The following is an 11,639-nucleotide window of genomic DNA, read 5'->3' on the forward strand; positions in this document are numbered from 1 at the left end:
TAGGCCCAAGCTGTCATGGCAGGTACCGCTCGATCTCCAGCCCTAGGTTCAAAGGCCACGGCAGGGTGGTGGTCCACGTGGTGAAGGGCGTCGCATCGCGTAGCTCATGCGTCAAGGCCGCCCAGTGAGCGGGTTTGTCGTCTTCCTGCAAGCTGGCAACGACCAATTCCACGAGTTGTCCGTTCCACACTTCACGGCGCAGGTCGATCTCGCGGTTGTCCACGGGGATGAGCTTCGAGCTGCGGGTCACGGCAGCGGTGTGGGTTGCGGGCTTGTTGCTCGTGCTGCCGAAGAGGCGGGGTTCGGACAGCGACCATAATCCTGTCGGCTGACCGATGCCATTGAGGTTGATCCCGTAGTACTGCGGTGTCTCCGCCCGTTCGTCGGTGCGCACCCTCACATGGCGCAAACCCGGCAGCGAACCGACCGGTCGAAGTCCAGTTCCGAAGTCCACCGTGTCTGCCAGCAGCGTGCTGTTCTGGATCGCTGTCCAGTGCGAGCGCAGGTTCTGCGCGTGCGTGAGCAGGAGGGTGTCCGGGTACTCCGCGACGGCGTGTGCCACCACTTCGTCGATGAAGCTTCCTGTGAGGGCCGAATCCGCCCGGGGGAAGTCCTGTTGTCGTGCGATGGCGAGCACCGCGGTGTGCAGAGGCTGCCAGTGCATCTGAGGTGTGCGCACCTGGACTCGCCGTCCGGAGGGATCGGCAAGAAAAGCGATTGGCACGAAGCGCTTCCGCGGGATGCGGGCTATCCAGATGGACAGAAGCGCGGGATTGCAGTTCAACAGGGCAGCGGGCTGCGGCAGGTCCAGTGGTCGGATACCGAGCTGGCGGAGCAAGTCATCCACGGCGCTTGAGAACCGTGCACGGTTGTGGTGGTCGTTCGGTGCTGATTCCCGTGGGGTCGCATCCACCAGCCTGGCGATACGGCCTGAGATGGCCAGATCTCGGACCGGCTGTGACGACCGCGACCAGGAAGATTCGATCAATGTGATTGTGGGATTCGCAGCTTGATCCAGCTCGGCGAGCTGTGAGGTGTCCAGGCGTCGCACGTGCACTGAGATCGGGCCGAGATCCACCGAGGTGTCCAGGTCGCCTGGGCCCAGCTGCCGGATGCCCAAGCGCTCGGTGAGCCGGTTCAGGGCGTGCTCGGTGTTCGCGTCGGAACCGATGAACAGCTCGATGTCGAGGCGTGGACCGAGGGTGGCGCGCAGTGCCTCCGGCGTGACGGTCCCGTTCCTGCTCTGCCTCGTGCCTCGTCGCACCGAAAGCCTTTGGCGCGGTAGTGAATCCACAAGCCGCAGTCGCGGCGAGAGCTGCCCTGCGACCCAGGACAGGAGGTGGTGGCGGTCGCCGCCGGAGAGACCGTCGCTGACCGGATGCCAACCGATACTGCGCTTGGTGTGCGCGACAGCGACCGAGGCTTGGTGTTCCACAGGATGCTCGATCACATCCTGTGCGTCAAGCAACCGGCCCAGCTGGCCGAGGCGGGCCAGCACGTCGGCGACCGGTTTGTGCCACCTTGCGCGATTTGTCACCGAACCCGCATGGAAGATCTTTTCCAGACGTGCGCGTCCGAGATACGACGTTTGGTGTGGGCTGCCCACTGGTGCCAGATAGGCGATGGGGGTGACTCTGCCATAGGTGGGCCAGCCTGCCCTGTACTGCCATCGCGTAGTGGCGAAGCGAAGGTGAACGAACGGTTCTTTGGTGAAGGGCCTGGTGTGCACCGCGATGTCGATCCGCACGGAGAACGGCCCCTGGTCGGGAGGCCAGGACAGGAGACCCACTCCGGTGGTGGTGAGGCACGGCCTGAATGTCAGGCCGGTGGAAGGTGCGCTGGTACCAGGGCGGGACAGTGCGTGGGCGATCTCCATCTGGATCGCGGCGCGCAGCATGGTGAACGGTATGTCCTCGCGGATGTCGACCGGGGACCACGCCAGGTCGCGGCGGTCCAGTTCCGCGATGGTGCTGCGGACCCGTTCCGCAGGAGCATTCCTTGCCGCGACCCAGGCGATGACCACCTGGTGGACCGCATTCAGGTCAACGGGATCTCGTGCGAGCAGCCATCCCTCTTCGGCGGCGAGGCCGCGGCCCACCACGACGCAGTCAGGGAGCACAACCTCGATCGCTTGGTTCAGGGTGTCGTGGTCCTTCCAGGCCCACTGGAGCGCTTCTTGCCACTTCGGTGGGAAGGACAACAGGTGGTATTGGTGTGTGATGGGGCTGTTCGGGTCGAGTCGCAGGACACTGACCACAAGGCTGTTGTACCGGGAGGACCCCTCGGTAGGTCTCGGCATCACCGTATTGGCGGGCGTAGCTGCCAGGGGAGTCGATACGCGCGGCCTTTGATCCAAGCCGAGGACTGCGAACAGGTCCGACTGCAATCCGTGCTTCGCGTCGATCAGTTCTTCGGTCAACTGGCCGGGTGGCCGGGGGCACCTCGCCGATCTGGGTCCAGCCAACCAGTCGTGCCAGTCGAACAGCCAACTCAGCGAATCGGGCTGGGAGAACAGCGCGGCCCGGCGGAGTAGCCCACTCAATACGGAGACGACGTCTTGTGGCCACGGAGGGCAGGCAACATCCAATGGTATCGTGGACGGCCCAGAGTGGCTGCTGAATTCGGACATCAGAGACGGCCACGAGCACCGGAACTCTACCGAGGCTTCCTCCGTGACTAGCCGCGCGTGGCCCTTCATGGTCTGCTGGAGGACAAGAGCGTGGAGAGGGTCCTCGCCGAGGGCGGTCAGGGCGCGCATGACGCTGGCTTCGGAATCTTCGACGACGTTGAGGGTCAGTCCCGTTGGCGACGGCGACACCCGGCAGACAAAGAATGGGTGATCCGACCCAGCCTGCCATCGGTCACTGGCCTTCACCAGCAAGCGGTGCATCACCACCGACTCCAGGTGCCGTTGCCCAGCCGACCCGGCTTCCGGCAGCAAAGGCGCTTTGCCGATACCCGCGATCAGTCGTCGGACCTCCTGGTGCGGTTCCCCGGTGTTCCTCACCCGTGTGCGAATCGCCTGCTTGAGTGCGTCCCTGCTCATCGGGATCGCACCACGTCGCGGCTCCACGTGCGGAGTTCGACGAGCAGCCGTAGCGCCAGTTCCCCGTGGGTGGCCGGACGCAGAACGGCCAAGAGCCAAAGGGGTGCGGTGCAGAAGACCACGACCAAGATGGGCACGTGGGCGATCGCCACTACTGCGGCGCGTGGAAGCGCGCCAAGGATCGCAAGGTGGGCAGAGGGCACAGTCGTCTCCCGTTCCGCCTCCGGGTCGGCGCAATCGAGATCCGCATAGTGCCGTGAAACCAATCTTCTGTGACGGGAGTTCAGAACCCCTTCAACCGCTATGTCGAGACCCATCCCGGAGATCTCTGAGCAGTAAGGCCGTCGTCTGACCGCCGCAAGTGTACAACATACTTCGGGCTGACGAGGGCGGGCCTCACCGTTGAGGACAGTCTGCACGGGGCTCGTTCGATTGATCCGTCGTTCCTGCTGGACCACCCGGATCACGGCCGCCGTTACCGCCGCTGCTGCCCAAGACTCTCGCAGGGCACTAACCCCTGGATGACCACCAACGCCGGGACCGAATCGGCATGTTCAGTCACAGACGTTCACTCTGCTGGCATATAGATTCACTGCCTCCGAGCAGCACGACCTGCGACCCCGGATCGCACCCCAGGCATCAGGGCTGGCTCGACCCCAGGCGTGGGGTGGGTGCCAGGCTGTTTAGCCACCCGGACTGCGGCAGTCGGTCACGCCTCTGCCCGGGTGGCATCTGCTCTCGGCGTCTTGTTCACCGGATCGTGGCAGTCGTAGTTCATAAGACGCTTTGTTGTTGGAGGTGCGCCAGCGCGGCGGCATCATCGGCTCGCGCTGCGCAGGACCCGCCGAGCCGGTCACGGCTTGGCCGAGCAGACGTGGTAAGCCAACCAGGCGCTGCCCGAGCACCGCCGGGGATCGTTGGCGACCGGGTTACTGCTGCGCATGGACCTATACACCGGAGCGGTCGAGCCGGTCACCGCGCACTGTTGCTGCGCGACGGCGTGGTGGAGCCGACCGAGTTGGAGGCCGACCCGCTCTTCGGCCCTACCTCGCACCAGTGCCGGACGCAGCGGTTGAACCTTCGCCCCGGTGACTGCCTGGTGCAGCTCACCCATGGCATGGTCGACCACGACGTCGCCGACCTGCCCGCGGTGATCCGCAACCCTGCGGGACTGCACTCTCGGGAGGTGGTGCGGGCGATGACCAAGGCGGTGCGGCACGCCTGCCGCCGTTAACTCCAAGACGATGCCACCGTGCTGTGCCTGGACTGGTAAGGGCGATCGCACCGAACGCCCGATCTGGCGCATGCGCAGGTTCGTGCGCCAGTAGGTGGCCACGAGCAGCACCCGGTCGGCCAGGCCCAGCGCCCACTGCCTGCCGGGGCGCCCGTCGGCAGTGTCATCGCCTCCTCACGCGGCGACCACCCGCACGAGCTTACGGAACTGGGCGGGCCGCAACCCGGTGAACGGGAGAATCCATTCCGGGCGCGATGCCGAGATCACCTGCACAGGGGCATGATCAACCACTCGCCATAGCGACCATCCACCGGGTTGCGAAACAACGTTGACGGTCCATTTTCGTTGTCCCACCGGTCTTGTAGCGGGCTTTTCGCGAGAGAGGGGGCACTCCAGCGCTACTGGCGAGCGCAGCGCTTAAAGCTTGCACGGTTTCCAATGGTATGCATAACCGCGGGGTCGTCTTGACAATCTTTGGCTACTTCTTGTCGGTCTGCTGCTGCTCGGCGGGTGGAACGAGGAGGCCGTGCCGGGCGCGGACTTTCGCTACTGCCGCGTCTTGGCTGATGTCGTAGCCGAGTTGCTCGCGGTAGAAGTCCAGCCGGCGTTGGGCCTCGTCGAGCAGCTTGCCCCACGTGGTGACCCAGATGTCGTAGGTGGGGGCGGCGGCGACGTGCCCGACCGCCCGGTCGCGCTGGTTGAGCTGGTCCTCCAACTCGTCGGCGTCCCAGGAGGAGCCGACGAGCCAAAAGGTCCACTTCGTCTGGCCCACTCCGGGGTGCTTGCTCAGGGTTCGCGCATACCCTTGGACCTGCTGCAGCTCTTTGATCCCCAACTTCACGCTGGGGCGCTTGAGCTCGACGACGAGGCGGTCCTGCCCTCCCGGGGAGCGAACGGTGCGTTGAAGGACCAAGTCGACCCTGCGGTTGCCGCGTTCGACGTCTGCCCCTTGCACGCTGGGGAGGTCGGCTTCTACCAGCGCGTCCTCGTGCAGGGCGTCGCGCAGGACCGTGGTCAGGCTGGACTCGCTGCGGCTGAGCCTCCAATCCTCGCCGAACAGCCACAGGTTGTCCTTGACCAGCGGATGTAGCTGGTCGACTTCACGGAATCGCTGGGATGCCTGGGTGCTGTAGAGGAAGTGGCGCAGCGTGGCGATCAGGTCCAGGCGCTGGGTGACCTCGGCGGCGGCGTTGATGATGTTGCCGAGGGAGGAGTAGCGGAGCATCTCGGCGAGCTGGTCGCGGTCGTCTGCGCTGAGCTCGAGGGTCTCGGCGAGGATCTTGTCCAGCCCTTCGGGCCGTTCCTCCATGGCCAGTTTCAGCAGGCGTGCGCTCATCGCCCGCTGCTGCCTGCTGCCCGCGTTGAGCACGCGGCGTGCCGAGACCACCACCAGGTCGAACATCTCGCGCTCGGTGCGCTGGATGGGGTCGGTGGAGACCTCTTGATCGAACGGGTAGGACTGCTCGTTCTTGAGCCGGTCGACGATGCCTGCGGTGACCGCGCCAGTGCGGGCCTTGACGTGTTCGGTGTACTGGTGGGTCGCCTCGCTGATCAGCTCGGGGTACTTCATCCGCGCCACGGCGAGGTCGATCCGCGACTGGCTGAACCCGGCCCAGCACAGGTAGCCAGTGGAACGCACCGGCGACTGCGGAGCCGTCTTGTCCAGCTCGATGAGGGCCATCCGGTCCTCGTTGCACAGTACGAGTCCGGGGGCGGTCCGCATCTCGTCGTTCCAGTCCACGATGACCAAGGTGGGCGGCTGCGTCTGTTGGGCTGAGGCCTCCGCGGCCTCGGGGGTGAGAACGATCTCGGTGGGGTCGCCCTCCATCAGGACCGTGGGGTTCAGGGTTGCGCCGTTGAGGGTGACGGTGATGTCCTGGTTGGCCAGCAGGTGCCCGGCGAGGCGGGCGGTCAGCTGCGCGGCGACGTCGTCGCGTACCAGCGCCGAGAGGTTGCGTTGCTCCTCCACCAGGATCGAGACCAGGGTGCCGGTCGGTTCGGAGGTCGGTGCCGGGTCGCTGATGGAGAACCCGGCCATGCGGGCCAAGTCGGCCATGACCGTCACCCGCTGCCTGCCTTCACCGTGCTGCGCCACCGAGCTCCATGTGGCCTTGTACCCGAGGCTGTAGACGTACAGCCTGCCCTTGCCCTGGCTGCCATGCAGGGCGCGCTTGTCGTTGACGGTCCGGCCGTTGAGACTCTTCTTCCAGGAGTCGCCCAAGGACTTGAACGCCGACTCAGCGCGCTCATGGTCCATGCCGTGTCCGTTGTCGGAGACCGAGATCCTGCGCACGATGCGCAGGTCGCCGCCGCCGATGCCGGTGGACGCGCTCTCGATCTCGACGTCGATCTCGGTGGCCTCGGCGTCAAGCGCGTTCCACACCAACTCGGCCAGCGCGTCCAACGGCCGCGCCTTGGCGTAGTCGTCGAGCTGGTCACGACCGGTCTGCAACGGCATCCACTTCACGTGCTCATTCTGCAACAGGCCACGTCCGCGCGGCGATTCCAGCGCTGTCCGCACGGCCGCGCTGTCACGCAAGCACCTACCGCAAGTCCATCTGGCGGTCACCGCGGGCGGCGAAGGCGTACGCAGGACGACTATTGCCAGCGGTTCATGCGCTGGTCCACGAGTGGCCCGCGTCCTCGTGTCTGGCACACCTTGCGAGGGCTTGGTCCTGCATCGTAGAGGTCGCTACGACGCAGGTGGATTACCGCATCTTCCTCGGCATGGTAGAGGGGGATGTCGTAGTAAAGGTACAGGCACGGGTCGCATACGCAGGAGAAAATACCGGTGTCGTTGAAACGGAACGCGAGACCGAAGACCGGGTCAACGATCCGATCGATGACCTCTCCATGAGGAAGCAAGCCAGACCACTCGACCTGGATTTCCGTGGAGTCGTCCCGGGTATTGTCCCATAGGTCGACGAAGTTGAGTTCGTCCGAGGTGTGGAACAACCGTGCGCGGCGCAGGATGCCGCTGAGCAGGTGTGCGGCCACGTGGTCTTGGGGGATGTCTGGATTGAGTCGGTCGGAGTTGATGTAGCAGTCATTTACACTAGTGTCATCGGGGTCGACGACCGCGCGCAGACTCGACGGACTCTCCTCATCAAGGTTGTCGGCAATGGCGGCTTCCCAATCGCTTTTCCGTGTACCCCGGATTGTGATCCGTGCACCTCTGATCGTGTCGACCAAGACGGTGTTCGAGTGCGTGAAGCGCAGCCGCAGTCCGCTCACCCCGTGGGCGGTGTTGGCGGCTTGGTCATAGACGGTGATCAGGCGGGCAACGAACTCGCTGAATGTCGCCGGGTGCCTACTAGGCACCAGGGTCAAACCGTTGCGGGTGGGCAGGCTCGCAATGATTCCGAAGGCTCCTCGGTCCACGCCGAGCTGTTGAGGCTGACCGACTCGTGCGCCCGACAGCATCGACTTGCCGAGGGCGCGCAGAACATTGGCCTCGAAGTCGGCTTGGGCAAAGGTGGCTGCTGGCGGAATCAACGGCACATCTGCATCATTGGCACGAGCACACTGAACGGCTTGAGCACGAGTCTCCCCGGTATAGGAGATGCGCTGTTCGAAGTATCGACGGTGCTTACGTGCATCAGTCATGGATCTCCCCGGCGCCAGGGCCCGGTATGCCGCGGGTAGAAATAACCACGTAGCCCACGGTTGTTCATTTGAAGCTCAGACGGCGAGGCCGTTTCGTCCGATGGTGCCGCTTACCGGGCGCGGCACCGACGAGGCGTCTGCAACACCTGGCGGAAAGTATGGCTCGTTCCGTTCGGCCTTGCAAATTGATCTCCTGGTGTCACGAACAGCACAGGCCGGTCGACGGTTGCGTAGCGGACGGGCGACGCTGGACGCCACAGTGGCCCTGGTTGAGCAGTCCTTGACCGGCCTGGTGTTCCTGCGCGGATCGAACGTGAGCGCATGATTTACGCCCAGATGCCCGAGTGCTTCCAGGTCCACGATGTGCGTCAACTACGACGACCACACAGTCGGAACCGCCTGTGTCCGCTTTACCCAGGTTGACGACTTGAGCGCCAAGGCCCGGAAGTAGGCTCTGCGGGCGCTTTGGGCGCGTCGGATGCGTTCAGCGATGGGCAGGGTGCCGTCGGGGTCGACTTGCTTGTCGAAGCGGTCGAGGGCAGCTTGTCGGGCTGGTGCGCTGCGGGCGACACGGTCTTCGGTGTTCTGCGACGAGGTGTGCGCGGCGATTTGGGCTCGCAGCGTGCGTTGTCCTGGGGTCAGTGGGTCCATGTTCCCAGGACAGCGCACGGATGGCACCGCCCCGGCCAAGCCGTCGGCAGTAGGCGGGAATGCCGGCACCAAGCATTCCTCAGTCGCACATGGTGGTTGCGGGAAGAATGGTCGAGTGCCATCCAGGTCAGCGTCGGAAGGGGCGTCGGGGGTCGCGGCCGTCCATGTTGTCGAAGCGGTGAACCAGGCCGCGGGGCGGTAGTCGCCCATTCCGATGAACTGGTTCGGCTCGGAGGTGGGGTCTTCGATGCCGTCGATGTCGACGTGGAAGAGGTTGAGGATGTCGGTGTCCTGGACGAGTACTTCCAGGAGCATGCCCCAGTCGTGGTCGTCGCGGTGGGGTTCGGTGGTGGACTGGTAGGGGGTGATGATGCCGTCGGTGAGGGCGGATTCGGCCCAGCGCAGGGCCAGGTGTAGGGCCATTTCCTCGGCGGGGCAGTGGGGGTGGGGCCAGTGGCCTTGGGCGAGGTCGGCGGCGAGGTCGTCGAAGGCGCGGGCGGCTTGGCGGCGCCAGAGGGCGTCTTGGCGGTGGGTGATGCGGGGGTACTCGTCGAACAGGTTCCAGAAGTCGTCGTCCACCGGGTCGTCGCCGTGTTCGAGGACGTCGTCGTAGGCCAGGTCGGCCTGGTAGGTCAGCGCGTTGTGCAGGGCGTCGGCGGTGCGCGGTGTGACCTGGAAGTCCTCGCATCGCTCGCAGCCCTGCTTCGCGCAGTGGCAGACCTCGAACAGGGCGTCGAAGTTCGGGCCCTTGACCAGAGGCACGCCGTCCTCGTCGAGCTCAACCGCCCCGCAGCTGCTCTCGACGAGGACGGCGCCGGGGTGGTCGATGGTCGCCATGGGGTCGGCGTGCCACCGCACCGCGATGGCCAGGTCGCGGGTGACCTCGGCGATGTACTCGTCGCGCTCCTGCTCTGGGGTGCGGCCGGGACGGCCGCCGAACTCGGTGGTGGAGATCTCGGCGATGGCATCTCGGGTGAGCGCCTCAGCGTCCATGACCTCGATCACCACGCTCATGTCCAGCTTCACCCTGCGCGCGACACGGTCCTGATCAACCATGTCGGACAGCCTAGGCCGCCCGGTGCAGGGGGTGCGATCCGCAGCGGGCACCGGTTCAGCGCCGGACCGGTGCCCGCCCGGAGCCACCGCGACTGGGGGAAGGTTCCCCGGTCGCAGTGGCCTGGGGTGGTCAGGAGGCGATGAGGTCGGGCCGGGTCTCCGGGCGGAAGCCGCTGAGGTTGCGGATGCCGAGACGCTTGTGCTCGGCCAGGGCGCGGGTCTGGGCGGCGATGCGGGCGTAGTGCTCGACCATCGTGCGGGTCGACCACCCGCACAGGGTCATCAGACCGGTCTCTGAGCCACCGTGCAACAGCCAGTTGTGGCAGAACGTGTGGCGGAACATGTGCGGGTAAAGCTTCTCAATGCCCAGCGCCTCGCCAAGTCGCCGCAGCAGGCTCTTGATCCCGGAGATCGTCAACGGCTTGGTGCCGGTCTCATCCAACCAGAAGTACTCCAGGTTCGCCCCCGGCTTCTTCGACCGCATCCGGTCGTACTTCGACAGCGCCCGCCCGGCGAGGTCGCCGAAGGTGACGATGCGCTCCTTGGCGCCCTTGCCCGTCACCTTGATCCGGTCCAAGCGCAGGTCGACCGAGGACACCTGCATGTGGGCCAGTTCCGAGCACCGCAGGGCGGTGTCGAGGAAGGTCTCGATCATCGCCCGGTTGCGAACCGCGACGAAATCCTTCCCCGAGCAGTGGGTGATGATCGCCTCGGCCTCCTCGTCGGTGAGGATCGGGGTGAGCGTGATGCCCTTCTTCGGCAGCTTGAGCCTGGCGAACGGGGACAGTTCGATCTCGTCGTCGTCCTCGAGGTACCCAAAGAACTGCTTGGTGACCTTGAACTTGTTCTGAGCGGTCGAGGCCGACCGGGTGAACAGCATCCAGTACACGAACTCCTGGACGTGTTCCTTGGTCACCTCACACGGGTCTTCGGCCGCGGCGTGGATGTCGATGTCGGCGAACCGGGTCTCCCAGTCCTCCCACCATTCCCGTGCCTTCTCCTCCACCGCACCCCGCAGCGGAGCGGCCTCCCAGGGCGCCCCGTCGGAAAGCCAGTGGTAGAAGTCGGCGAATTGCGTGACCGCGAGTTCGTAGTTGTAGCGGGTCGATTTCGGCTTGTTGTCCCGACCGCAAGTGACGGTCCCACGAGATCACGAAGCGTGACCACGTCGGGTCGGCGGGCAGGGGCGGCTCGGGCTCGTAGGACATGGTCCAACCCTCAAGGTAAAGGTGGCACCGAGCGCTGTGCTCGGTGTGGAAGCCCATCCCAAGATCAAAAAAGAGGAGTCTTTGCAGGCTCTCACCTGCGAAGACTCCTCTGACCGTCGGGCTGACAGGATTCGAACCTGCGACCCCTTGACCCCCAGACGTGCCCCGATCACGGCCTGACCTGGGGAAACGTAAATCAACACTCTCGGTTGACGTTCACTGCGGTCGGCTCGGTGCACTTGTCGTCGGGTCAAGCGCGTTGCGATCTCCGCTTTCGCCCCTTCCATCCGACACCGCCATCTGCGACTGGTGGTTCGTCGTCCGCGTCTACAGCCCCCATGACACGGCGATCGACAACGCCAAGGTGGCCGACCCCGAAACCGTCTCCGAAGGCCGGCAGCGGCAACAGCGCCACCAAGGCTGCGGGCGACAGCGGATCCGGTCGCAATGTCGTCTATCGCAACCTCGACTCCGCCGACGACCGGCCGAGGGGTGAGGGCGAAGAACCCGAACATGAGCTGCCTGCCCGGCGGGCGCGTCTCCAACGGCAGCAAGCCCGGTTTCACGTCGCGGTACATTTCCACGACGAAGGACGTGGGCGTCCTGGAGGAGTGGAACGAGGGCAGGGCGGTGCGGATCGACCTCGACGAGTTCGGCGGTCGGGTGATCGACGCCTCGACGCAGGCGGCCTGTGCCGCGGGGGGCATCCGGGGCGCCACCGCGAATCGACTGGCGGAGAACTCGGAAGAGGTCCTGCTTGAGGGGTTCGTCCCGTCGGGAGCGGTCAGGTGGCTGGGAAAGGTCTGAGTGGGATGACCGGTATGGCGGATCGGCTGAT

At 65.3% G+C, this 11,639-nt stretch carries 7 protein-coding genes and 1 pseudogene; 2 read left to right on the forward strand and 6 right to left on the reverse strand.

Annotated elements, in window-relative coordinates; all coding sequences use genetic code 11:
* Positions 1-13 precede the first annotated feature (13 nt).
* Positions 14-2,419, reverse strand: coding sequence for an RNaseH domain-containing protein (locus UO65_RS26770; protein WP_161784519.1), 2,406 nt, complete (start codon positions 2,417-2,419; stop codon positions 14-16).
* A 1,612-nt stretch (positions 2,420-4,031) separates the two neighbouring features.
* Between UO65_RS26770 and UO65_RS37615 the strand changes: the two genes are divergently transcribed.
* Complete coding sequence (locus UO65_RS37615) at positions 4,032-4,280, forward strand: hypothetical protein (RefSeq protein ID WP_052021823.1); 249 nt, start codon at positions 4,032-4,034, stop codon at positions 4,278-4,280.
* Positions 4,281-4,337: 57 nt separating this feature from the next.
* Here the strand turns inward: UO65_RS37615 and UO65_RS35100 are convergent.
* The 5 genes and pseudogenes from UO65_RS35100 to UO65_RS26805 all read right to left on the reverse strand — a co-directional run.
* Positions 4,338-4,553: pseudogene (locus UO65_RS35100) on the reverse strand (helix-turn-helix domain-containing protein); the annotation flags it as partial.
* 205 nt (positions 4,554-4,758) lie between these two features.
* A complete protein-coding gene (locus tag UO65_RS26785) occupies positions 4,759-6,738 on the reverse strand; it encodes an ATP-binding protein (RefSeq protein ID WP_233427854.1) in 1,980 nt (659 codons plus the stop codon).
* 140 nt (positions 6,739-6,878) lie between these two features.
* Entirely contained in the window at positions 6,879-7,886 is a 1,008-nt protein-coding gene (locus tag UO65_RS26790) for a hypothetical protein (RefSeq protein WP_152552298.1), read from the reverse strand.
* Between the two features lie 372 nt (positions 7,887-8,258).
* Positions 8,259-9,593: a hypothetical protein gene (locus tag UO65_RS38375; protein ID WP_233427853.1), complete on the reverse strand. Its 1,335-nt coding sequence runs from the start codon at positions 9,591-9,593 to the stop codon at positions 8,259-8,261.
* 130 nt (positions 9,594-9,723) lie between these two features.
* Complete coding sequence (locus tag UO65_RS26805; RefSeq protein WP_052021824.1) at positions 9,724-10,599, reverse strand: tyrosine-type recombinase/integrase; 876 nt, start codon at positions 10,597-10,599, stop codon at positions 9,724-9,726.
* 715 nt (positions 10,600-11,314) lie between these two features.
* Here UO65_RS26805 and UO65_RS37620 point away from each other — a divergent pair.
* Positions 11,315-11,608 (forward strand): hypothetical protein, encoded by a 294-nt coding sequence (locus UO65_RS37620; RefSeq protein WP_110080852.1) that lies wholly within the window; start codon positions 11,315-11,317, stop codon positions 11,606-11,608.
* Positions 11,609-11,639: the final 31 nt, after the last annotated feature.

It is taken from the genome of Actinokineospora spheciospongiae (assembly GCF_000564855.1).
Taxonomy (GTDB): domain Bacteria; phylum Actinomycetota; class Actinomycetes; order Mycobacteriales; family Pseudonocardiaceae; genus Actinokineospora; species Actinokineospora spheciospongiae.